The organism is Clostridium sp. SGI.024 (assembly GCF_050315195.1).
Classification (GTDB): Bacteria; Bacillota; Clostridia; order Clostridiales; family Clostridiaceae; genus Clostridium.
On sequence record NZ_JBNPON010000001.1, the window covers coordinates 99584 to 124456 of the forward strand.

General features: G+C 27.6%; 16 protein-coding genes, 1 tRNA gene, 2 riboswitches and 1 other annotated feature. Of the genes, 2 read left to right on the top strand and 15 right to left on the bottom strand.

Features of this window, described 5'->3' with window-relative positions:
- Nucleotide 1: 1 nt before the first annotated feature.
- Nucleotides 2–1618, bottom strand: coding sequence for a response regulator (locus ACQRD5_RS00515; protein WP_291629106.1), 1617 nt, complete (start codon nt 1616–1618; stop codon nt 2–4).
- A gap of 300 nt (nt 1619–1918) precedes the next feature.
- Entirely contained in the window at nt 1919–3301 is a 1383-nt protein-coding gene (locus ACQRD5_RS00520; protein WP_427746399.1) for an alanine/glycine:cation symporter family protein, read from the bottom strand.
- Between the two features lie 80 nt (nt 3302–3381).
- A riboswitch (glycine riboswitch) is annotated at nt 3382–3469 on the bottom strand.
- Between the two features lie 2 nt (nt 3470–3471).
- A riboswitch (glycine riboswitch) is annotated at nt 3472–3549 on the bottom strand.
- A 248-nt stretch (nt 3550–3797) separates the two neighbouring features.
- Here ACQRD5_RS00520 and aspD point away from each other — a divergent pair.
- Nucleotides 3798–5456 (top strand): aspartate 4-decarboxylase, encoded by a 1659-nt coding sequence (gene aspD, locus ACQRD5_RS00525; RefSeq protein WP_291628433.1) that lies wholly within the window; start codon nt 3798–3800, stop codon nt 5454–5456.
- Between the two features lie 49 nt (nt 5457–5505).
- Here aspD and leuA read toward each other — a convergent pair whose 3' ends face one another.
- From leuA to ACQRD5_RS00565, 8 genes are all read right to left on the bottom strand, one after another.
- The gene (leuA, locus tag ACQRD5_RS00530; protein ID WP_308779872.1) at nt 5506–7179 is read right to left on the bottom strand and encodes a 2-isopropylmalate synthase; all 1674 of its coding nucleotides are present in this window, start codon (nt 7177–7179) and stop codon (nt 5506–5508) included.
- Nucleotides 7180–7251: 72 nt separating this feature from the next.
- Nucleotides 7252–7449: a binding site (T-box leader), on the bottom strand.
- Between the two features lie 84 nt (nt 7450–7533).
- A complete protein-coding gene (locus ACQRD5_RS00535; protein ID WP_294363595.1) occupies nt 7534–8493 on the bottom strand; it encodes a D-2-hydroxyacid dehydrogenase in 960 nt (319 codons plus the stop codon).
- Nucleotides 8494–8509: 16 nt separating this feature from the next.
- Nucleotides 8510–9142 carry a pyrophosphatase PpaX gene (ppaX, locus tag ACQRD5_RS00540; protein WP_291628439.1) on the bottom strand — a complete coding sequence of 211 codons (633 nt, stop codon included), beginning with the start codon at nt 9140–9142 and terminating at the stop codon, nt 8510–8512.
- Nucleotides 9143–9369: 227 nt separating this feature from the next.
- Nucleotides 9370–10260: an SPL family radical SAM protein gene (locus ACQRD5_RS00545; RefSeq protein WP_294363596.1), complete on the bottom strand. Its 891-nt coding sequence runs from the start codon at nt 10258–10260 to the stop codon at nt 9370–9372.
- Between the two features lie 191 nt (nt 10261–10451).
- Nucleotides 10452–10655 (bottom strand): hypothetical protein, encoded by a 204-nt coding sequence (locus ACQRD5_RS00550; RefSeq protein ID WP_427746400.1) that lies wholly within the window; start codon nt 10653–10655, stop codon nt 10452–10454.
- A gap of 70 nt (nt 10656–10725) precedes the next feature.
- Entirely contained in the window at nt 10726–11664 is a 939-nt protein-coding gene (locus tag ACQRD5_RS00555; RefSeq protein WP_291628444.1) for a DUF561 domain-containing protein, read from the bottom strand.
- Nucleotides 11665–11854: 190 nt separating this feature from the next.
- The gene (locus ACQRD5_RS00560; protein WP_321128999.1) at nt 11855–12475 is read right to left on the bottom strand and encodes an L-2-amino-thiazoline-4-carboxylic acid hydrolase; all 621 of its coding nucleotides are present in this window, start codon (nt 12473–12475) and stop codon (nt 11855–11857) included.
- A gap of 157 nt (nt 12476–12632) precedes the next feature.
- A tRNA-Leu gene (locus tag ACQRD5_RS00565) sits at nt 12633–12718 on the bottom strand.
- A gap of 105 nt (nt 12719–12823) precedes the next feature.
- Here ACQRD5_RS00565 and ACQRD5_RS00570 point away from each other — a divergent pair.
- Nucleotides 12824–13345: a hypothetical protein gene (locus ACQRD5_RS00570; RefSeq protein ID WP_291628448.1), complete on the top strand. Its 522-nt coding sequence runs from the start codon at nt 12824–12826 to the stop codon at nt 13343–13345.
- Nucleotides 13346–13502: 157 nt separating this feature from the next.
- Here the strand turns inward: ACQRD5_RS00570 and ACQRD5_RS00575 are convergent, their stop codons facing one another.
- The 5 genes from ACQRD5_RS00575 to ACQRD5_RS00595 form a co-directional block, all read right to left on the bottom strand.
- Nucleotides 13503–15656, bottom strand: a complete 2154-nt coding sequence (locus ACQRD5_RS00575) for a YhgE/Pip domain-containing protein (protein ID WP_291628450.1) — start codon at nt 15654–15656, stop codon at nt 13503–13505.
- A 62-nt stretch (nt 15657–15718) separates the two neighbouring features.
- Nucleotides 15719–16507 (bottom strand): potassium channel family protein, encoded by a 789-nt coding sequence (locus tag ACQRD5_RS00580; protein ID WP_321128998.1) that lies wholly within the window; start codon nt 16505–16507, stop codon nt 15719–15721.
- Between the two features lie 152 nt (nt 16508–16659).
- A complete protein-coding gene (locus ACQRD5_RS00585) occupies nt 16660–17706 on the bottom strand; it encodes an aldose epimerase family protein (protein WP_291628454.1) in 1047 nt (348 codons plus the stop codon).
- A 189-nt stretch (nt 17707–17895) separates the two neighbouring features.
- Nucleotides 17896–18624, bottom strand: a complete 729-nt coding sequence (gene srtB, locus ACQRD5_RS00590; protein WP_427746401.1) for a class B sortase — start codon at nt 18622–18624, stop codon at nt 17896–17898.
- Between the two features lie 117 nt (nt 18625–18741).
- Nucleotides 18742–24711 carry a Cna B-type domain-containing protein gene (locus tag ACQRD5_RS00595; RefSeq protein WP_321128996.1) on the bottom strand — a complete coding sequence of 1990 codons (5970 nt, stop codon included), beginning with the start codon at nt 24709–24711 and terminating at the stop codon, nt 18742–18744.
- Nucleotides 24712–24873 lie beyond the last annotated feature (162 nt).

A 24873-nucleotide genomic window follows, 5' to 3' on the forward strand; every position in this document is an offset into this window, starting at 1 on the left:
ACTAATTTTTCCTCATCTCCTTTGCATATTCCTTTGGACTTTTACCTGTTATTTTTTTAAAGGCTATACTAAAATAATGAGGATCTCTAAAACCTACCTTATCTGAAATCTCATAATTTTTTAAATTTGTATTTTCTAATAATTCCTTTGCCTTATCCATTCTGGTTCTTATTAAAACTTCCATAAAAGTATATCCTGTATAATTTTTAAATATTGTACTAAAATAGCTAGTACTTATACAAAGATAAGAACAAATAATATTTAAATTTAAATCATAATCATTGTAATTCTTTTCAATGTAATCAAGTGCTAATATAGCTAATTTATTTGAATAAGAATTCTTTTGAATATACATTTTTTCACATGACATAAAACAAAATTCTTTTAATATAACAATAGCTTCACTTAAGGATCTTGATTCTGTTATTTTAGTAATAGAATTTTCTTTTATTTTGTATATAAACTCTTCTGCTATATTACTTAATCTTAATAAATCACAGGTTTGCGAAATTATTTCAAATAAATATAAGCACATCTTATCTTTTTTTATATATCCTTCTCTAAATAGTTCTTGAATTTCAAAAATATTTTCTTCTATTTGTTTTCTCTCATTTAACTTAATTGATAGTATTAACTTATCTATAATTCCATCTAGATTTAATGATGCATTTAACTTATTTTTTAACTTTTCTCTATCAAAGATTTGATTTTCATTCCATAAATACTTATATAAAAGTAATTCCTCTGCATCTTTATAAGACTTATGTAAATCTGATAGTGAATAAACATTTTCTCCAATACTAATTGTGATAGTTAACTCTGAAAATTTAAAAACTTCTTCTTGTATTTCCTCAAAAATTTTACTTATTATATTTGAAAATTCTCTTGGAGAGTTTGTCCATAATAAAATAAAAGCTCTATTATTATCTCCTTTACATACTTCACCTGCATTATATCTTTTTATTATTTCATTACTAATGTTATATATAACAAAAGATTTCATATCACCTTGTTTAATTTTATCTTTATCTGTATTATATGAATCTGAATATATATCTATTTCAATAATAGCAACTCTATAGGATAAATAATCTATATTGATTCCGTATTCTTCTATTTCTTTACGACTTTCCTCTAGCTCATTTCCCATTATTAAATTCTTAATAATTTTGGATTGAATTAAAATTAAATTTTTAAAATAACTTTTGTTTATTTTTTTAAATTCATTCTCAATTTCTTTCTTCTTGTCTAGTCTTTTTTTTAGATTTATTAATACTTCTGAAAGTTCATATGATGTAATTGGTTTTGAGAGATATTCAGATACCCCATACCTAATAGCTTTTTGAGCATATTCAAATTCGTTATATCCGCTAAATATAATAACATCAATTTCAAGATTATTAATGTGAATATATTTGCTTAACTCAATTCCATCTATAAATGGCATACATACATCTGTAAGAACTACATCAACTTTATTCTCTTTAATGTATGTTATTGCTTCTTTACCATTTTCACAAGTTGATACTAGCTCATATCCAAGTTCTTTCCAATGAATATTCCCAGCAATTGCTTCTCTAACTAAAATCTCATCATCTACTAGCAATAATTTATACACAGTTTAACCTCCAAATATTGTATATTATGTTAATTCAATATTACATTTACAATAATTTACTGTCAATTATTAAAATGAATTTATTTTTGTAAATTGAAAAAGTAATTTGGTTTTTTACTTAAACAGAAGTTAGTTTTGCAAAGTATCTGATATAATTAATTTGATATTTGTCCATAAAGAAATATCTTTCAATTCTAACAAATAAAAAAAGCCTATATTCAAATTTAAAAGGCTTTTTTTATTTTATATATTTATTCTAATTAATCTATTTAATTTTAAAACTATATCAATAAAAAAATATTAAGCTGAAAGTACATTTTTTTCACTTTCCTTTAAATCTTCAAAGTATTGTTCTGTTTCTTCAATTATTACTTTCCTTAGTCCTATTAATCCTACTAAATTTGGAAATGCCATAAGACCATTTACTATATCTGCTATTATAAAAATCATTTCCAATGGTAAAAAAGGTCCAACTCCCACTAATGCTATAAATAATATCTTATATGGTTTTATTCCTTTTATTCCGAATAGATATTGAATACATCTTTCTCCATAATAGTTCCAGCCTATGATTGTTGTAAATGCAAAGAACATAAGCCCTATATTAACTATGTATTTTCCTACAACTGCTATTGGTAATCCATTTTCAAAAGCTGCAGTTGTTAAAGCTGCTCCTTCTAAGCCTCCACTATAGTTTCCAGTTAGAACTATTACTATACCTGTAATTGTACAAACAATTATTGTATCTAAAAATGTTCCTGTCATTGAAATTAATCCTTGTCTTACTGGTGAATTTGTTTTTGCAGCAGCAGCTGCTATTGGAGCGCTTCCTAATCCAGATTCATTAGAAAATATACCTCTTCCAATCCCTCTTTGCATAGCAATTGATACTGTTATTCCTGTAGCTCCACCTAAAGCAGCCTTAGGATTAAAAGCACTTTCTATTATTAATAAAAGTGCTGAAGGTATTTTATCATAATTAAAGAATAATACTAATAAAGCACCAATAATATATAAAATTGCCATAAAAGGAACTACCTTTTCAGAAACACTTGCTATTCTCTTTATTCCACCCAAAGTTATTAAAGCAACTATTACTGTAATAATTATTGTTGTAGCCCCTATAGGTACGTTAAATCCTATTTTTGCAGCATCTGCAATAGATTTAACTTGTCCAAAAGTTCCTATTCCAAGTAAAGCTACTCCAACTCCAAATATGGCAAATAATTTTGCTAACCAATTTAAGCCTAACCCATTTTTTATGTAATACATTGGTCCTCCGGCCATTTCTCCATTCTCATCTACTTCTCTATATTTAATAGCAAGTAACCCTTCAGCATACTTTGTTGCCATTCCAAAAAATGCTGCAAACCACATCCAAAATAATGCTCCAGGTCCTCCAGCAGTAATAGCTGTTGCAACTCCAACTATATTTCCTGTTCCAATAGTTGCTGATAAAGCTGTACATAATGCACCATAACTCGAAACATCACCTTTTGCATTTTCATCATTATCTTCTTCCTTAGAAAATATATACTTAAATGCTAGTGGTAATCTAAATACTTGAAGTAATTTAAGCTTCCATGTTAAGTAGATACCTGTACCAACTAATAAAATAAGTAATGGTGGTCCCCATATAATGCTATTTACAGCACTTAAAATAGATTGAATTTTGTTTAACATAAAAAATCCCCCTTAAAATATATTTTACGGAGGAGAATAGATAGTAAAACTATAACAATAAAATTATAGCTCTATCTTATCCCCTGTCCTTTTACCTGAGAGTTTCAATAACTTAAATATAAGTTATCTTGCTCCTTCGGTGCTCTTTTTCTTGAGTCTCTCCAGAGGTTCGTCCAATAGCGGTCCTAATACCTGAAAGATTTACTTCTTCGGTGGATTACTAAAAATCACTCTCCCACTACCTTCAACCGAACATTATTAAATTTTAACTTTATTATATACGCATTATTTTTGCATTTCAAGAAGTATTTTAGTAAATATTTAATATTTTTTTATTAATTTATTAATATTCTTCTTTGATAAATAATATAAATTTTCATTTGTATAATATATGACGTAATTATTTCATTTTTTATATTTTTTGCAGGAAATAATTGATTTTTTATTTTCTATCTATATACTAGTAATAGACAATTAAATGTAAAAGGAGACTGCAATGGACATAACTTTAGAAAAGGACTACTTAAAAAAACTTTATGGAAGAATAAGCCCTTTCGAATTTAAAGATAAATTAATAAGTTTAGCTAATTTAAACAAAGAAAAATTTAATGGAACTGTATTAGATGCTGGAAGAGGAAACCCTAACTGGATTTCTGCTACTCCTAGACAAGCTTTCTTTACTTTGGGGCAATTTGCTGTTTTAGAATGTCAAAGAACTTTAACTATAGAAAATTTAGCTGGAATGCTAAAAAAAGAAGGAATTTATAATAGATTTTTAAAATACTATAATGAAAATATAAATTTACCTGGTATAAAACTTTTAAAGGATATAATAGATTTTTGTATAGATGAATTTAATTTTAACAGTGATGAATTCTTATTTGAAATTTGTGATGGTATTATAGGAGATAATTACCCCTTTCCAGATAGAATGCTTCTACATATAGAAAAAATAGTTAATAAATATTTATTAAAAGAATTATGTAATGATAATAAATATAACAACCAATTCGATGTTTTTGCTGTAGAAGGTGGCACCGCTGCAATGTGCTATATTTTTGATTCTTTAGCTGCAAATAAATTATTAAATAAAGGTGATAAAATAGCACTAATGACACCAATTTTCACACCTTATTTAGAAATACCTCATTTGCCTGAATATGATTTTAATGTAATTAGAATTCATGCAAATGAATTAGATGAAAATAATATTCCAACCTTCCAATACCCATTAGAAGAGTTAGAAAAACTTAAAGATACTGACATAAAAGCTTTATTTATAGTTAACCCTAATAATCCTGCTTCTATTGCTTTAAATGAAACTACAATTAATAACTTAATAAATGTAGTTAAAAATTATAATCCTCATTTAATGATTATAACTGATGATGTTTACTGTACCTTTATAAAAGATTTCAAATCAATTATCTCTTATTTACCTTACAATACTATAGGTGTTTACTCATTATCTAAATACTTTGGTGTAACAGGTTGGAGACTGGGTACTATAATACTTAATAAAAATAATATATATAATGATAAAATTAAAAATTTATCAAATGTTGAAAAAGAAAAACTAAATGCTAGATATAAACATATGAATTTAAACCCAGAAGAAGTTCCATTTATAGATAGATTAGTTGCAGATAGTAGACAAGTTGCTTTGAATCATACTGCTGGACTTTCTACACCTCAACAAGTTCAAATGGCTTTATTCTGTGGATCAGCTCTTATTGATATAAAAAATAATTATAAAAAATTAACTATGGAAATATGTAAAAGACGTAAATCCATATTATTTGAAGGCTTAGAATTAAATCTTGATGAAAATCCTATGGATGCATCTTATTATACTGAAGTTAATATTATATCTTGGGCTAGAACTTTATATAATGAAGATTTCTCAAATTATATTTCTTCTAATTATACACCTTTTGATATACTTTATACCTTAGCTAGAGATTATTCTGTAGTTTTATTAAACGGTGATGGCTTTGCCTCTTCTGAATGGTCCTTTAGAATTTCATTAGCTAATTTAAATGATAATTGCTACTATATTATAGGAAAAGTACTAAGAAAAATGCTAAATGAATTACTTCTTCAATGGAAAAAAAACAAATGGAATAATTCTAATTTAATCCAAAAAGCACTATAATTATTAAATTGGAGCTGTTAAATCAGCTCCAATTTAATAATTCTACATTCTACATTTCTTTATATAGTCTATTTATAGCACTAAAAACTGCTTTAATAGAAGCTATAGTAATATTACTATCTACTCCTACACCAAAGGTAGTGGTTGAGTTATCTAATCTCTTCATCTCAACATAAGATGCAGCCTTTGCCTCTGAACCTTCTCCAAGTGAGTGTTCTGCATAATCTAAAATTGTAGTTTCTACTAATTTACTATTTACTAAAGCCTTCTTTAATGAGTTTATTGGTCCATTTCCCTTGGCAACAAAATTTTTCTCTTCTCCATTATATAAGAACTTAATATTTATTGTAGTATTATCTTTAATATCATCTTGTGCTTCAATATCTTCTATCTTAAATTTAATTAATTTAAATGGTCCTTTTACATCTAAGTATTCTTCTTCAAACTTGTCCATTATTACCTTTGGTGATATTTCACCAACTTTTTCTGTTACTTCTTGAATTATTTCTCCAAATTCCTTATGCATCCTCTTCGGCATCTTATATCCATAATGACTTTCTAAAACAAAGGCTACTCCACCTTTTCCCGATTGGCTATTTATTCGAACTAAGGCTTCATATTCTCTTCCTAAATCCCTAGGATCTATAGGTAAATATGGCACTTCCCAATATTTGTTATTCCTTTCCATATATTTTTTCATTCCCTTATTAATAGCATCTTGGTGAGATCCCGAGAATGCAGTAAATACTAATTCCCCCGCATAAGGATGTCTTATATGAACAGGTATTTTACAACACTTTTCATAAATATCTATAACTTTATTAATATCATCAAGTTGAAGTTTTGGATCTACACCGTGAGAAAACATATTATAAGCTAAATTAATAATATCCACATTTCCTGTTCTTTCCCCATTACCAAATAAAGTTCCTTCCACTCTATCTGCACCTGCTAACATAGCTAATTCTGCTGCTGCAACTCCAGTTCCTCTATCATTATGAGGATGTACACTTAAAATTACTCTTTCTCTGTTAGAAAAATGTGTACTCACCCACTCTATTTGATCTGCAAAAACATTTGGTGTATCCATTTCTACAGTTGAAGGTAAATTAATAATTACTTTTTCTTCATTACTAGCTCCCCAAGCATCTAATACTGCTTCACAGACTTCTAAAGCATACTCAACTTCTGTGCCTGTAAAACTTTCTGGAGAATACTCTAAATATATCTTACCATTAAAGTCTTTACTATATTCTTTAACTAATTTAGTTCCTTCTACTGCAATATCTTTAATTTCATTCTTACTCATATTAAACACTACATCTCTCTGAAGTACTGATGTAGAATTATATATATGAAGGATAGCTTCCTTAACACCTTCTAAAGCTTCAAAAGTCCTTTTAATTAAATGAGGTCTTGCTTGAGTTAAAACTTGTACCTTAACTCCATCTGGTATTAAATTATCATTAACTAACCTTCTTAAGAAATCAAATTCTATTTGTGATGCAGAAGGAAATCCTATTTCTATTTCTTTAAAGCCTAATTCTATTAAAAGATTAAACATCTTTATCTTTTCTTCAACAGTCATTGGATTAATCAAAGCTTGATTACCATCTCTTAAATCCACACTACACCAAATTGGTGCCTTTTCAATTTCTTTATTTGGCCAAGTTCTTTCATTTAACTTTATAGTTTGAAACTTCTTATATTTTTTGTAATTCATTTAAATATGCCCCCTTGCTTATTATATAATTTATATTAACTGGGAAATAAAAAACCGCATAAATCCCCCATTATTTGGAGCGACTTACGCGGTACCATCCAAGTTTTTAACTTAATTTATTTAACGGTATACTATACCGACAAGACCTACCTTCCCCATTCAGTCTTGTAGCTCCTGAGCGAGTTCAAAAGCGATTATATGTAGGCTCTCACCTTTTCCTACTCTCTTTAATATCTCATACTTTTTACTACTCTCATTCTAAGCTTTTATTTTATTCAGAAATTTATTAAATTAATTAGTAATATACTATATTTTTTATATATTGTCAAACTTTTCGTTAAATACTTAATATTATTACAATTCTACTCTTCCTCTAATTTCTCCATTATAAAATGCTTTTATATTATTTATAACTTCTTTAAATAATCTATCTCTAGCCTCTACACTTGCCCATGCTATATGAGGAGTTAATACTAATCTATCTTTGTTTTTAACCATAACTAAAGGATTATCAGATTTTATAGGCTCTACTTCGAATACATCTAGTGCAGCACCTGCTATTAATTCTTCATCTATGGCCTTAGCAAGGTCACTTTCAACAACTATAGGTCCTCTTCCCATATTAACTAATATTGCTGAATTCTTCATCTTTTTAATTACATCATAATTAATTAAACCTTCAGTTGCATTATTTAATGGTGAATGAATAGAAATTATATCTGAAATTCTAAGTAATTCATCAAATTCAACTCTTTTATAATCAGCATTTGAATTTTTACCTGAAGTAGAATAATAAATAACATTAACCCCAAAAGCTTCTGCTACCTTTGCTACCCTTCTTCCTATTGCTCCTAATCCAATTATTCCCCAGGTTTTACCTTCTAACTCATAAAAAGGCTTACTTACATCTGTGAATAATCCACTCTTTGCATATTCCCCCGATTTCACATATTCATCATAATAGAAAAGTTTATCATATAAAGATAAAACCGTTGCAAATGTATGCTGAGCTACTGTATTAGTTGAATAACCTGCAACATTAGTTACAGCAATATTATTATTTTTTGCATAAACTATGTCTATATTATTAAATCCTGTAGCAGTTTCACAGATTAGCTCTAAGTTTTTTGCTCCCTTTAAGTTATCTTCATTTAAAACAACCTTATTAGTTAAAACTATATGAGCATCTTTTATTCTTTCAGCAACTTCTTCAGGCTTAGTTATATCATAATAAACCACCTCTCCAAAGGCCTTCAATTCATCAAATTCTAACTCACCTAAAGTCTTCCCATCTAAAATAACTATATTTTTCATATTCTCCCCCTAATTACTAAAGTAAATTTAAAATATCTTCTGGTTCATCTATAAAATAATCTGGCTTAGATGATTTTAAAGTATCTAATCCAATAAATGTATAATTTACGCCACATGTTTTACACCCTGCAGATTTACCACAGTAAATATCATAAATACTATCACCTACCATTATAGCTTCACTAGGCTCTATACCTAAATCACTGCAAGCTTTTAAAGCTGGTTCAGGATTTGGTTTATGAAGTTCTGTAGATTCTGGTGTTATAATTACATCCATATAATCATGAATTCCTGCTATCTTCATTCCTCTTACTGCAAGTTCTTCTCTCTTAGAAGTTACGATTCCTGTCTTTATTCCTTTTTCTTTTAGTCCTTCTAAAAGTTCTTTTACCCCCTTAAATGCAAAACACATTTTATCGTGAATATCTTCATTATATTTTCTATAATAAGCAACTAAATCATTAATATCTTCTTCTCTTGCATGTTTTTTGAAAGGTTCTCCTAAAGGTTTCCCAAAAAAATCTAAAATTTCTTCTTTCTTAAGCTCTATTCCTAATTTATCTTTAAAAGTTTTATCAAAAGAATTATATATTAATTCATTTGTATCTAATAGTGTTCCATCTAAATCAAATAATACTGCTTTTATCATGTTTCCTCCTAATGTGAAGTTATTACTTATATCTAATAAACTTTATACTTATAATAACACATAAAATATGCTTGTACAAAATTTACTCCTTAAAAATATAAAAAAAGAAAATAGAAATTATATACTTTACCATAAGCAAATATACTTATCTAAAATATAATCTCTATCTCCTTCTATAATAATTGTTATGTTCATTTTAATTAAATAGACTTATCTAAAGCTTTTAACTATATGTCAAATAAACTTAGTTGTTGATTATTATATCCTTTTTTATAGCTATTTATTATATCCCTCATTTTATAGAGTATTCCTAGTCTGTTGCATTCATTAACAAATGTATTATTAAGCTTTCTAGAATTAGGACTACTACACATATAAGAATTGCCAAAGCTCTTAATATATTTTTCTTTTATTCCAGGAAAATTCTTATCTAACATATTAAAAAAGTAATCTCTTTGATTAGCCCTTAAAGTAACGCCAAAGGCAGGATAAATAAATTTAGCTCCATTTTCTTTTGCAAGTTTTACAATATTAATTATATTTTCTTCAGTATCATTTATAAAAGGCAATATAGGCATTAATAATATTCCTGTGTATATACCTTCATCAGATAATTTTTTTATAGCTTCAAACCTCTTAGATGTAACTACTACATTTGGTTCAATCATCTTGCATAACTTATCATCTGCTGTTGTAATTGTAATTTTACAAAGTACTGGCGAATGCTCTTTAATTCTTTTTAAAATATCAATATCTCTTACAATTAAATCACTTTTTGTTGCTATAGCTACTCCAAATCCGAAGTTATCAATACTTTCTAATGCATTACGAGTTAAAGCAAACTTCTTTTCAAAAGGATTATAAGGATCACTCATAGCTCCAGTTCCAATAACACCTTTTTTTCTTTTAGATTTTAATTCTCTTCTTATAATTTCTGAAGAGTTTTCTTTGGCTCTAACACTATCGAAGTTATCTATACCATAGCATTCACTTCTACTATCACAATATATACATCCATGACAGCATCCCTTGTATATATTCATATTATAATTAGTTCCAAACCAATTATTATTTTCTTTATATGCTGATATAATACTTTTTGCTGGTATAAGCTCCATACCTATCTCTCCTAAATAAGACCGTTTTCCTTAATAAATTTATTAAACTTACTTTCTCCTAACAGGATGCCTTATAACAGTTTTCATTCTTTCAATGTTACACCTTCTAGGATCTGATAAGTAAATTTCATGATGTCTTCTAACTTTTCCATCTTCATTAATTCCACTAATATCATTAACTAAGTTATTTTCTATAATATACTTATCAATTTTTCAACAGTTAACTTTTCATTATCAAAGGGACCAATATGCATACATTGAACACATAAGCCTTCATCAAACCCCTCAAACCTTGCCTTACTTATATCTATATGTGGTTTTTTCTTTTTAACTTCATTACAAGCTAGTTCAAAAACTTCCTTATCTTCTCCAATCAAATGAGGTTGCTTTTTCAATATCACTTGAGTACTACCTTGACTTAAAATTAAATTAATATATCTTTCTGCATTACATTTTTCAGTAATTTTATATAAATTTAATTTTTCCTAAAGCTTCAAAAACTTCCTCTGCTTCTGAAATCATAGCTTCTATAGCTTCTTCCACAGATGTAATTTTATTTATTATCCCTGATATTTGTCCTGTCATTACAGATCCATTTTCTATATCACCATCTATAGCTGCTTTTCTAAGTGCTCCAGTTCCTAATTCTTCAAATTCATCTCTACTAGCTCCTCTTTTTTCTAACTCTAAGAACTTTATTGTCATAGGGTTTTTTATTCCTCTTACCGGAGCTCCTAGTGTTCTACCTGTAACTACAGTATCTGCATCTCCACAGTTTAAAACTGCATTTTTAAAATTATCATGAACAGGACATTCATTTGTTGCTATAAATCTTGTTCCTATTTGAACACCTTGTGCTCCTAAAGCAAAGGCTGCTGCTATTCCTCTTCCATCTGCTATTCCACCAGCAGCCACCACTGGAATATTAACAGCATCAACAATTTGTGGAACAAGAGCTAAAGTAGTACTTTCTCCTACATGTCCACCTGCTTCAGTTCCTTCTGCTACTAATGCATCAGCACCTATTGCTTCCATTTTCTTTGCAATCTTTACATTTGGTATTACTGGTATAACAATTATTCCAGCTTCCTTCCACATATTCATATATGGTGCTGGTGAGCCTGCTCCAGTTGTAACTACCTTAACTTTTTCTTCAACTACAATTCTTGCTATTTCCTCTTTATTAGGATGCATAAGCATTACATTTACTCCAAAAGGCTTGTCTGTTAACTCTTTACACCTTCTAATTTCTTCTCTTATTCTATCTGGTGAGAAACCTCCACTTGCGATAATTCCTAGACCACCAGCATTTGATACTGCAGCTGCTAGATCTGCTGTAGCTATTTGAGCCATTGCACCTTGAATTATTGGATATTTAATTCCTAATACCTCTGTTAAATTCATTTATATTTCCTCCATTACATTAAAACTATCAACATAAAATTAATACTAAAATTTTATAATAATAATTCTTATGTAATAGTTATAATTTTTTATCTTCATTATAGCACATATTAATCTTTTATCTCAACTTATGAGTTATTACTTTTTAATTGTCATATATAAAATGTGGAGCTGTTAAAACAACCCCACACTAAAAATTTTGTTTTTTATAGTGACAATCACATACTTTTCCACTACTTGCAATTGTTGTATTTCTTGAAAAAATAGTATTAGTATGTTTCGCCATTTCGTAATCATATGCACATAACGCAGGAACTATATCAAATATTCCTAGCTTTTTGAATAAATAGCATATTCCACATTTGTCAAAGATAGCATCAAAACTGTCTATATTTTCTCCATAATAAAATTTATATCTCCATGTATATGGGTTTGTTGCCTTATTACTTTTTATAGACTGTTTCAATTGATTTTTTTGATATTTTTTTGTGAAATTCTTAGTATTTTTTAAAATAATCATCATTCTTTTATTATCATTCATTGACTTACTATAAAATTTTTCAACCACTTTAACATCAGCTTTTTGCGGTAATGAAAGATAAATTGCTGCAAGTTGAGCTGCACTAAGAATATTAACTAAAAGAACATCATTCTTTTCAAACCTTGGAATTTCCCTGATTATTTCTTGATATTTAAACTTTGCAGATTTAATTAATTTTTTAGAATCATCTATATGAAACATCCATAAATTATTACGAAAACTTTTTTCAAATACATTCCATATTAACATTGGCATAGGATAATAATTCATACAATCATTCCCTTTCAATAAATTACTATTTATTCCTTCATTTTAATTATATCATATTGCATATGAGTTTCTCTAAAAAAGAAAAAAATCAATCATAAGATTGATTTACTATTTATTTTCTTTAATTTTATACTTTTAATTCTAGCTTATTATACTATGGTGCAGATGGCGGGACTTGAACCCGCACGAGGATTCCCCCGTCACCCCCTCAAGATGATGCGTCTGCCATTCCGCCACATCTGCAAACAAATATATAATATATATTTTAATTTATTATATCATATTTTTCAATATATAATGATATAATCATTAAAGAAAATTATTAACTAGAAAAAGGAGAACATATTGATGAAATGCATATCAATTTCTGGTCCTGCTGGACATGGTAAAGACACACTTGCAAATAAACTAAAAAATCTTCTTGAGGCAAAAGGAAAAAAAGTATTTATACTTCATTATGCTGATTACTTAAAAATGGTTGCTACCCAAGTTTATAATTGGAATGGCATTAAAGATGAAGTTGGAAGAGATATACTTCAAAAATTAGGTGACAAAATGAGAGCGCAAGATGAATTCTTCGTAATCAATGAGCTTCTTAGAATACTTAACCTAGTTAAAGATGATTTTGATATTGCTATTATTCCAGATGCAAGATTTCCAAGAGAAATAGAATGTTTAAAAAATATAGGTAAAACAATATCTATACATATAACTAGAGTTGATTATAAGAATAATTTAACATCTGAACAAAATAATCATTCAACAGAAAGAGCTCTTGATAATTATTCTTATGATTATGACATCATTACATATACAGATAAAGAAATCTCTGAAATAGATTTAATTATAAAAGATATTTTACAAGATTAAATTAAATAATGAAGGAACTTATTTAAAGCTCCTTCATTATTTCATTTTCCACTAATTATGCATTATCTATTACACATTTTGAATCATTAATTTAGGGAACGCCGAAGGAGTTCCTTCCTTAATTCAACATTCTTAATTTTTCATTCTTCATTCCATACTAGTGTCCTATTAGACCACTTTCATTTAATTTTTCTACAAATCTTCTACTTGCTTTATTAATAGGTCCCTTTAAGAATAACCCTATTAATACAAATATTACTCCATAACTTAAAAGCATAATTATATCCCTAGTTAAGTTTGATTTAACAATTCCAGCAACAGCTTCTCTCATGGCTGAAATTGCATATGTAAAAGGTAATAATGGATTTACTTTCTTAAAGAAACTTGGCATTACTTCTACTGGGAATGTTCCACCAGCACCAGCTACTTGTATAACTAAAAGTATAACAGCTATTGCTTTTCCAACATTACCAAATATTGATACTAAGGTATACACTATCAATATAAATATTATACTGCTTAAAAGGCTTACACCTATAAATAGCCCTTTGTTTAATACATAACATTTCAATAAGAAAATATCTCCTAATGTCAAAATTAATGTTTGGCATATTCCTATAAATCCAAAGGTTAGAAACTTTCCAAAATACTTTTCATAAGGTTTAAAGGCAATTTCCTCCTTAAAACCATGAGGCTCTGTGGTTAATAAAGAAACTAGAATTAATGCTCCTACCCATAAAGCAAGGGTTGAATAAAATGGAGACATTGCTGATCCATAGTTAGGTATAGGAAATAATACTTCTTCCTTTATTTCAACAGGACTTCCTAAAAAACTGCTAACTGCTTCCCAATCATTTTTTAATAAAGATAATAACTTATCTATTGCCTCATCTTTATTTATTGAAGATAACTTTGAAGAAATATTGCTTAAGCTTGCTTTAATCTTAGGCATTTCATTATTTAATTTTTCTATATCCCCCTTACCAAGTTTTAATGCATTATCTAAATTATTTAATAAACTTTCTATATCTGGAATAGCTGATTTTGCTTCATTTACTAAGGTAATGGAATTATCAGATATATTAGTTAATTCATCTATAGCTTTATTTATAGCAGGTATATATAAAGAATCATAATTATTTAATATATTTGATACTATATTTTTATTAGCTTCTATTAGTGATTTAATTTCTTGAAGTTTACTTTTATCAACTGGACTTGCATTATTAACTGTATCACTTACTTTAGCAATTATATCTATAGCAGAATTTAATTTTGTGCTCACTGTATTTAATTCATTTATTATTTCTTTTAAGTTATTATTAAATTTAGACAATGGCTCTAAGGATTTTATTATTCCATTAACTCTACTATTAATATCACCAAGTTTAATACTAATATTATCAAGACCATTTAAAATCGAATTCTTATCTATATTTATATTAATTACAGTATTAATAAGGCCTTCTAAGTTACCAAGCTCTCTATTTATAACTTCTAAGTCTGACTTAATAACTGGTGCTACATCTCCTAATGCTCCCTTAGACTTTTCTAAGGCATTTTTAGTATCAACTAATAAGTTATCACTAGAATTTAATGTATCTTGTAGTAATGGTAAATTATCCTTAGCTTTAGTAATTAAATTTTCTGCACTAGAACTTCCATTATTTATTTCATTTATTATATTCTCTATTTCTGGAACTTTGTTGTTTAAGTCAATAACTCCATTTATTAGCTTTAATATTTTATCCTTAGATCCTTCAATACTTACTCCCATCTCATTAAATACCATAAAAATTAATCCGTCTACTGTTTCAATAATATTACTATCAACTTGTGATTTTATAGTAGTAATTCCTTTGTCAGTAATTTTAGGAGCAATTGCGTTACTTTTTTCATTTACTCTATATATTAAAGTAGGTCTTTTTATATTATTATTAATTATTGATAAGGTTTCACTTGTGAACTCTTCTGGTATTATTATTGTTGCATAATACTTTCCCTTATGAACTCCATTATTTCCTTCTTCTTCAGAAACAAATTCCCAGCCTAAGTTAGTATTCTCCTTAAGCTTAGCTATAAGTTCATCTCCTACATTAATAAATTTATCTTGAAGATTTCCTCCCTTATCATTATTAACTATTGCAACCTTTATTCCTCCTGTATTTCCATAAGGATCCCAACTTGCTCTAATGTTGAACCAAGCATATAATGAAGGCAATATCATAAGCCCTACAATAATAATTAAAGCAACCCAGTTTTTTATTATACTTTTTATATCTCTTGTAAATATTTTTAATATATTTTCCATATTTTCCTCCATATAAGGCTTATCTTTAGTTATATCTTTATTCTCTTCTTAAAGGATTAAAATTATTTATATTTTCTTCTATTTTCTTTAAGAACTTTTAAAGTCTTATATATATTATCAAGCTCTTCATCTGAAACATTATCTAAATCATCTATTTTAATTTTTATAAATTCAATAGTTTCATCTTTAAAATTTCTTTTTACTCCTTTTTTCATATCTCTATTAACGGTATAAGCAGCAATTGTGCTTGTGGTTACTCCTATAAAACCTATACCAAAAACCATTAGTATAACTGCAACTACTCTTCCCATCTTAGTAGTTAGCAATATATCTCCATAGCCTACTGTAGTGAAGGTAACAAAACTCCACCATATTGCATCTCCAAAAGACATTTCTTCTAACAAAGCTATTATTACAGCTCCAAGTACTATTATTATTGTTGTAATAATTAATAAATAATTAAATTTATTTACTTTTACAGCTTCTCTAATTTTATTTTTAAATTTTATAACAAATATAAATAAAATTATTAATTTTATTATTATAAACTCTGTATTAATATCAATTAATCTTCCTAAATTTAAATTAAAGATAAGTTCTCTAATTAAGATAATAGGAAAAATAGATAATATATCTATGAAATTGCTAAAAATAAACCTTAACTTCTTTTTAGAAGTAAATAATCTTATTAAATAGTCTATAAAAAAAATAATAGTAATAATTAAGTTAATATAATAAAAGCTTTCTACTACTATAATAGGAAGTCTATACATTAAGTCTAAAATTATCATCATTATTCCCATTAAAGCTAATAATCCAATAAATAATTCATATAGAGTTTTATTTTTCATTAAAAAGCTCCTTACTAAGTTATCTACTTATATTTTATAAAGTAACTTTATAAAAAATGCTAAATTATACTCTTCTATGAGATATTTTCCAACCAAAAAAGAAACTCCTTTAAGAGTTTCTAAATTAAATATAATATTATCATTAAGCTTGTCTATTTTATTATTGAAAATTTATATATTGTTTCTTTAATGTATTCTTCACCCTTTTTCAATAATGAATAATTAGCAAAAATATTATTTTCTCCTATTGGTGGGCTTTGAGTTTCTATTGCTAAAGCATCCCTTCTATTTGCTTTTTTATTACATTCTAAAATTTCATCATCAGGATAATTTAGCGAATAAAGTACTACGCTATTTTGATCAGTATAAACATCCATTTGTCTGCCTGACTCCTTATGATAAAGTCTTATTTTAATATCATTTCCTCCATTTAATAACCAACAATGATCATATCCATTTCCAATCTTTAATTGATAATCCTCTTCCTCAATATCTCTTCCTATAGTCTTAGGACTATTAAAATCAAATGGAGTTTTATCTATTTTTATTGTTTTTCCTGTTGGAACCTCTTTTTCATTAAGCTCTACTAAAAAATCACTGTCAATATATAAATAGTGATTTAAAATATTTGCTTTGCAATTTCCACTTAAATTAAAATAACTATGATTTGTTAAATTAACTAATGTATCTTCATCAGATATAGCATAATAAGAAATCTTAAACTCATTTTCTTCATTTATGGTATATCTTACTTTAACTTCTAGATTTCCTGGATACCCTTCTTCACCACATGGACTTAAGTAGGAAAATTCAATATAAGCTTCCTCTTCATTAGCATTAGTTATAACATTTAAAAATTTTTTACTAAATCCATTTTCTCCTCCATGTCCTTGATTATAACCATAATTTTTATTAAGATTTAAGACTTTATCCTTTACCATGACTTTTCCATTTGCAATTCTTCCTGATGTCCTTCCTATAAAAGCTCCATAATAGCTTGGGTTTTCTTTATAGCAATTAATATCTTTGTATTTCATAACAACATTTTCTATAACTCCATTTTTATCAGGAACTAATATATCAGTTATTATTGCACCATAATTTAGAGCATTTATGCCAAAACCTTTGCTATTCCTTAAACTATAGCTGTCAACATCTTTACCATTATATTTTCCTACACAAACTCTTAAAATCTCCATATTTTCACTCCCCAAATTATTAATCTATTAATAATATATAAAACGTTAACATTATATTCATAATATATACTTTTAATTTAAAATAGTCAATTTATTGCTATATTTTGTTAAAGTTTAAATAATTATTTATATAATATACAAAATGGAGCTGTGAAAACAACTCCATTTATTTATGTTTCTAAAATAAAATTATATATCCTTAGTTGATACTAACTTAGCATTTACTATAGTTCTCTCGTCTCCTGTAGCATTTGTACAAGTTGATAATGTAATAATATTTCTATTACCATCATCAACATAATCTAAGTTATAGTATGATTTCTTTCTTACAGTATTTATATATTCATTAAACTCTTCATCAGTATTAAAATTTGTTTTATAAGGATCGAAGGAACCATCATTTACATAAACCGAAAAAATTTCATATTCTAAAATTTTATTTTCTAAATATAGATATATTTTATTATTTTTATTTAAATATTCAGAAGTTAGCAATTTTGATAGTGTTCCAAACATGCTTTTATCCTTCATATTATGTCCATGTATTATTATGTTATCATCCTCTTCAGATACATTTCTAGAATCTACGAATAAGCATCCTCCCTTATTATCCTCTCCTTTAAAGTTCTTATATAAATAATCCTCATTATTTTTAGACTTAACTACTGGATAGTTTACATTAGTTTCAGGGATACTTATCCAAAATAAATAGTCTTCATTTATTTCCTTTAAAGCTAAATATTCTTCATTTTTTATTTGAATTTCTTTATCTTCTTTTACAACTATTTCACCTATATCATTATATACATCTTTATTTTGCTTATATTCATAAAATATTTTATAAAGATTATAAACTGAAAAAATAAATATACTTAAAAAAATTAAAATAAGTATCTTCCTTAAATATTTCATCATCATTAGCACCTCCAAAATTTTCATATCTATTTGTAATAGAAAACATACTAAACTAAAATTAGTAATAGTGTGTTTTTATTCTTGAACTTATTAACTATGAAGAAAATTTAATAACCCACTTTACTTACTTAAAGTTTTTTTTATTTTTCTTAAAGAAATTATTAAACCTAAAGAAAGAGAAATAGATAAAAGGCTAATATATAAAAACATCTTATTATTATCCCCTGTTTTTATTTCACTTATACTTGAAACTTCTTCTTTGATAGTATTAGTATTAGTATTAGTATTTGTATTTGTAAAGTTATATCCATCACTTTCAGATTTAAATCCTTCAATTTTATCTTCTGTTAATGAATATATATATTCATGACCATCAGAAGCATACTTTACCATAGAAGCTAAATCTATCTTATAAGTTGTTGTTCCACTTGGTACAATAATACTATGAATTTCCTTACCATCCCTAAGTACTCTTAAAGTAATATCAGGAACTTTATTAATGTCCTTTACATTAACCCAGGTCTTTTTACCACTTATAACAACTTTTTCTCCACCATCATAAGTGTTTATAATAGTATAATTATTTGATTCATTAGCTTCCCCACTAGAGGTATATCCATTAATACTATCTTCTTTTATTGTATATACATATTCTTTTCCATCAGTAGAGTATTTAGGAAGGTTTTTAAATACATATTTATCTTTTCCATCTTCTTTTATTCCATTATCTATTATACCATATTCATCCACCATTTCTACCCCGTTTTGATAAAGATGTAATTTAATTGATGGTACTTCTGAACCCTTAGGAATATTTCTCCATACCTTATTGAATATTATATCTGCCACTGCATTTATATCAAAGGTATTTTCTATAATAAATCCATCATTTCCAGATGTTATTACTTTAGAATAACCTACAACATTATCTCCTAAAACTTCTTCAACAGTATATACATACTCTTCTCCAGTTGGAGCATACTTAGCTAAGCCTTCAAAAATATGAGAATATTCATTCTCCTTATCTAAAACTATGCTGTCAACTTCTGTTCCGCTTTGTTTTAATATAATTTTAACTTCTGGAACCTTATCAGTATTAGGATCTACATTTCTCCAGTTCTTAGTAACCTTAACTGACCTCTCTCCTGGATTATAGGTATTTGTAATATTGTACTCTAAATCATATAAAGTTTCATATCCATTAACAGCATCTTCAAGTACTCTATATTTATATTTATTTCCTTGCTCTGAATATTTAGGTAGATTATTAAAGCTATATTCAGTATTTCCAACTGTTAATTCTAATACCTTTCCTTCTACTGGAATCCAAATTATTCCATCTGTTGAGCTTTCTAAGAAAACTCTAATAGCTGGAACCTTTCTTAAATCTTCTTCACTAACACTTCTCCAAGTCTTTTTACCACTAATATCTATACTTTCAGGTGTAAATGTATTTGTAATTGTATAATTATTAGCATCATTTCCTTCACCGCTTAATGTATATCCCATAACAGCATCTTCTATTACTGTATATACATATTCTTTTCCTTCAGTAGCATACTTAGGAAGATCTTTAAATACATAGGATTCTATTCTATCTGCCTTTGTTCCACCCTTTAAGGTAACAGCTTTCTCTGTAAGCTCTACACCATTTTGATAAAGATGTAATTTTATTTCTGGCACCTTTGAATTATCAGTAACATTTTCCCATACCTTATTAAATGGTATATCTATAGTAGCATCTCTATCAAAGATGTTTTCCACTATAAATCCCTCTTCTCCAGATATGATTTCTTTTGTATAACCTACAACCCCTTCTGACAGAATTTCTTCAACATCATACTTATATTTTACACCCGTTGGAGCATACTTATCTAGACTTTCAAATATATGAGTGTATTCATTTTCTTTGTTTAAAACTATTCTATCGACTTCAGTTCCATCTTGTTTTAGTATAATATTAACTTCTGGAACCTTATCATTATTAGGATCTACATTTGTCCACTTCTTAGTAACTCTAATTGCAATCTCACCTGGATTATAGGTATTTGTAATATTATATTCATCATCATATGAAATTTCATAACCATTAACCTCTGACTCAACAACACGGTATTTATATTCCTTGCTATTTGATGAATACTTCGGTAAATTATTAAATTCATACTTAGTATTACCAGCTGTTAATTCCATTGATTTACCTTGTACAGCTGTCCAAGCTTCTCCATCTAGTGAACTTTCTAATGAAATTGTAATTGTTGGAACAATACTTAAATTTTCTACACCACTCCAAGTTTTTTCACCAGTTACATTAACTGTTCCAGGAATAAACTTATTTGTAATTGTATATTCATTTAAAGCATTTCCTTCTCCACTAGATTCATATCCACTAATAATATCTTCTTTTATTGTATATACATATTCTTTACCATCTGTAGAATACTTAGGAAGTCCCTTATATTCATACTTTTCTTCTCTAACTTCTTTTAGTCCACCCTTTAAGGTAACAACTTTATCTGTTAGCTCTACACCATTTTGATAAAGATGTAACTTTATTTCTGGTACTTCTGAAGCTTCAGAAACATTTTCCCATACTTTATTAAAAGTTATATCTATAGCAGCATCTTTCTTAAAGATATTTTCTACTATAATGCTCTCATTACCAGATATGATTTCCTTTGTATATCCTTCAACACCATCTGCAAGGATTTCTTCAACCTCATAATTATATTCTACTCCAGTTGGAGCATACTTATCTAAATTTTCAAAGGTATAAGAATATCCATTTTCCTTATCTAAGACTATATTATTAACTTCAGTTCCATTTTGTTTTAATATGATTTTAACTTCTGGAACCTTATTAGTATTAGGATCTACATTTGTCCACTTCTTAGTAACTTTAACTGCAGTTTCTCCTGGAGTATAGGTATTTAAAATATTGTAACTTCCATTATTAGAAGAAGTATATCCAACTAAAGGAGTTTCAACTACACGATATTTATATTCTCTACTATCAGAAGCATACTTTGGTAAGTTTTCAAACTCATATTTAGTATTACCAGCTGTTAATTCTATTACCTTACCTTCAACTGCTGTCCAATTTTCACCATTATCAAGTGAACTTTCTAATTTAATTGTAATTGTTGGTACAATACTTAAATATTTATCTTCTACACCCTTCCAAGTTTTTTCACCCATAACAGTTATAGTTTCATTAGTAAATGTATTTGTAATTGTGTACTCATTAGATAAATTTCCTTCACCACTAGATGTATATCCACTAATAGTATCTTCAACTACTGTATAGCTATATTCCTTACCATCTGTAGAATACCTAGGAAGATCATTAAATTCATAAGCTTCTTGTTCATTTTGCTTTTCTCCACCAACTAATGTAATAGATTGAATTTCTACTCCATTTTGATAAAGACGTAATGTAACTGATGGTACATTTGATCCCTTTGGAACACCTACCCAGTTCTTAACTCCAGAAACTTTAATCTTTGTAATGTCAAAAGTATTAGTTATAGTTATACTACCATCTTCATTATCTACGTATTCGGTATGATAGCCCACAGTTCCTTCATTCATATTCTCTTTAACAGTATATTCATATTTAACACCAGTTTTTGCATACTCAGGCAAATCAGTAAATGTATATCTATAGCCATTTGCTTTGCTTAAAACTTCTGTTCTAAATACTTTATCATTTTGATATAATACTGCTGTAACTTCTGGTAATATGTCATTTTCTACATTTACATTATTCCATACCTTATTTACAGTAAACTCAGTTTCTCCTGGAGTATAGGTGTTAATTATATCAAAATTCTCATTATATTTTGGTTCATAGCCATCTACTTTTGACTCTCTTACACGATATTTATATTCCTTAGAATTAGTATCTGTCTTAGGAAGATTTTCAAAATTATATTCAGTTTCACCACTTTTTAAAGTAATACTTTGAACATCTTCTATTTTACTTTCATCATCCCAGTTATCTGCTGTTGTTCTTTGTAATGTAATTAATATATCTGGAACTTCTTCTTCAATACCATTTCCTGATTCATCAACCCAAGTTTTAACACCATCAATTTCCATGGTTTCTGGATTATATGAATTTGTAATTATAAACTTATCTCCGTTTTTATCTTCTTCAATGGCTGTCTCATATCCTGATATCTTATCTTCCTTTACTGAATAAGTTATTACTCCATTTTCATCAATATAAGGAAGATTAATAAAGGTTCCTTTCCAATCATTAGATTTATTTAAAACTAATGACTTATCAGTTTCAACACTATTTTTATAAAGCCTTACAGTTACACCCTCTGGTAAATCTGGTTTACCTTCTGGTAATCCACTCCATTTCTTTTCAACATTAATATTTCTAGATGCTGGATAATTAATTATTGTATCACCTAAAGTAGCATCTTTAGTAGTGTTTCCATAGGATACTACTACATTCCAAGGACCTGCCCCTATATATCCACTTGGTGATGTTTCAGTTAAAGTATATATACCTGCTGGAATATTACTTAATATTATTTTCCCATTTTCATCAGAGGCTATATTTCTAGTTACAGGTTTATTGGAGCCTGTTGCAATTCCATCAAGAGTAAATAAAACTTCTGACATTGGTTGCTTTTTCTCATTAACCTTAGTGAATTCAAGATTTCCAAATAATCCTCTTACTTTTGGGATTTTAAAATTAGCATGCTTTAATTCTAAACTTTCATCTTCACCTTGTTTTGAGAATAAATAATAGTCTAATATTGTTTCCCCATTGGTAGCTACAGATTTATAATAATTAACACCTTTACTTATATCTGTTGTGTCTAAAGCAACTTTATATTTTAATGTATAAGTGTATTTCTTATTTCCTGCATCTGTAGTACTTTCAACTGGAGAGCTATTTTTCAAATCCCATGTTAAGGTATTATTAGTAGAATCATAGGATTTTGCATTTTCGCTATCAAATCCAGTAATGCCCTTATAAATAATATTTTCTCCCATTGGATCAGTAACCTTCCAAGCCTGTGCACTTAAAGCAATTAATTTATTAATCTTTTCAAATTGCTCAGTTAATTCAGATGCATTATTAGCTAAAAAATTACGTGTTGCAAAAGTTGACATCCAGGTACTTGGATTTAAGCGTATATATTGATTATTACCATAATAAAACTTTGCAGATGTAGTTGAAAATGCAATAGTATATAAATTTGTGCCACTATCTTTAATAGTTTTTGAAATATTAATATCATTAGCAGCTAATCCATTTACAACACCACCTACTGGTCTCCAGTCACTTCTATATGACTCATCTCCTCCACCTCTTGTTCCTATTAACGTTTCAATACTACTTTTATTAGCTCCGCTACCCATATGAAATGTAGGAGACCCATCTGTTAATAAAATAATATTAATATTACGTATTAATTCTCCATTATTACCCACAAGGATGCTTTTACTTTTTCCATCATTCACAATATTGTTTGCCATTATTAATGCACCTTCAATATTTGTTCCTCCATTAGGGTTACTAATTTTATCTATTTTACTTATTGCGTTATTTAAATCATTTAAGGTATTAGCAACGTTAATCCAATTATTTTCTCCATCACTATAAGTCTCATTTTTAACATTACTTGCAAAGGATACTATAGATACTAATCTTTTCGCACTACTACCAACTTCTACCTCAGCAAACTTTGTTAAAAAACTTTTTGCTGCATCTTTCATAGCTTTAAAACGTGTGGTATTTCCTGACTTTTCACTCATACTCCCTGAGTTATCAAGAACTAATACTGTTGCTGCATCTGGATTTATACTAATGTTTTTTATATCCTCTTCTGTAGTTACTTGTAGTGTTATTTCAAACTCATTTTCAACCTCTGTTTCATTAATTATTTTTGAAGTACTTACTTTATCTGTTGCTACTTCATTTTTCTCTCCTTGGTAAATTATTTGTGTATTACTATTATTAGTCGGTGTAGTTTCAGCTTTTACCTCTGATCCATTCCTAGAAAAAGTAATACAACTAGCAAGTAAAGTGACTGCCAGAATACTGCTTAAAAATCTTCTTACCATTTATCCCTTCCTTTATTATTGATTAATATAGATTATTCTATTAATAGCAAAATTTATTTAGAACAATTTAAAATTATTTTCTTTGTGACATTTTAACTATCTTTACACTATTAAAGTTCCTAAATTCTACAATCAAGTTATAAAATTAACACAATAGAAATT

Coding starts and splice junctions, on each gene's coding strand:
- ACQRD5_RS00520 (WP_427746399.1), bottom strand. CDS start 3,301: ATGTTAAACAAAATTCAATCTATTTTAAGTGCTGTAAATAGCATTATA.
- aspD (WP_291628433.1), top strand. CDS start 3,798: ATGGACATAACTTTAGAAAAGGACTACTTAAAAAAACTTTATGGAAGA.
- leuA (WP_308779872.1), bottom strand. CDS start 7,179: ATGAATTACAAAAAATATAAGAAGTTTCAAACTATAAAGTTAAATGAA.
- ACQRD5_RS00535 (WP_294363595.1), bottom strand. CDS start 8,493: ATGAAAAATATAGTTATTTTAGATGGGAAGACTTTAGGTGAGTTAGAA.
- ppaX (WP_291628439.1), bottom strand. CDS start 9,142: ATGATAAAAGCAGTATTATTTGATTTAGATGGAACACTATTAGATACA.
- ACQRD5_RS00545 (WP_294363596.1), bottom strand. CDS start 10,260: ATGGAGCTTATACCAGCAAAAAGTATTATATCAGCATATAAAGAAAAT.
- ACQRD5_RS00555 (WP_291628444.1), bottom strand. CDS start 11,664: ATGAATTTAACAGAGGTATTAGGAATTAAATATCCAATAATTCAAGGT.
- ACQRD5_RS00560 (WP_321128999.1), bottom strand. CDS start 12,475: ATGAATTATTATCCTATGCCAATGTTAATATGGAATGTATTTGAAAAA.
- ACQRD5_RS00570 (WP_291628448.1), top strand. CDS start 12,824: ATGAAATGCATATCAATTTCTGGTCCTGCTGGACATGGTAAAGACACA.
- ACQRD5_RS00575 (WP_291628450.1), bottom strand. CDS start 15,656: ATGGAAAATATATTAAAAATATTTACAAGAGATATAAAAAGTATAATA.
- ACQRD5_RS00580 (WP_321128998.1), bottom strand. CDS start 16,507: ATGAAAAATAAAACTCTATATGAATTATTTATTGGATTATTAGCTTTA.
- ACQRD5_RS00585 (WP_291628454.1), bottom strand. CDS start 17,706: ATGGAGATTTTAAGAGTTTGTGTAGGAAAATATAATGGTAAAGATGTT.
- srtB (WP_427746401.1), bottom strand. CDS start 18,624: ATGATGATGAAATATTTAAGGAAGATACTTATTTTAATTTTTTTAAGT.
- ACQRD5_RS00595 (WP_321128996.1), bottom strand. CDS start 24,711: ATGGTAAGAAGATTTTTAAGCAGTATTCTGGCAGTCACTTTACTTGCT.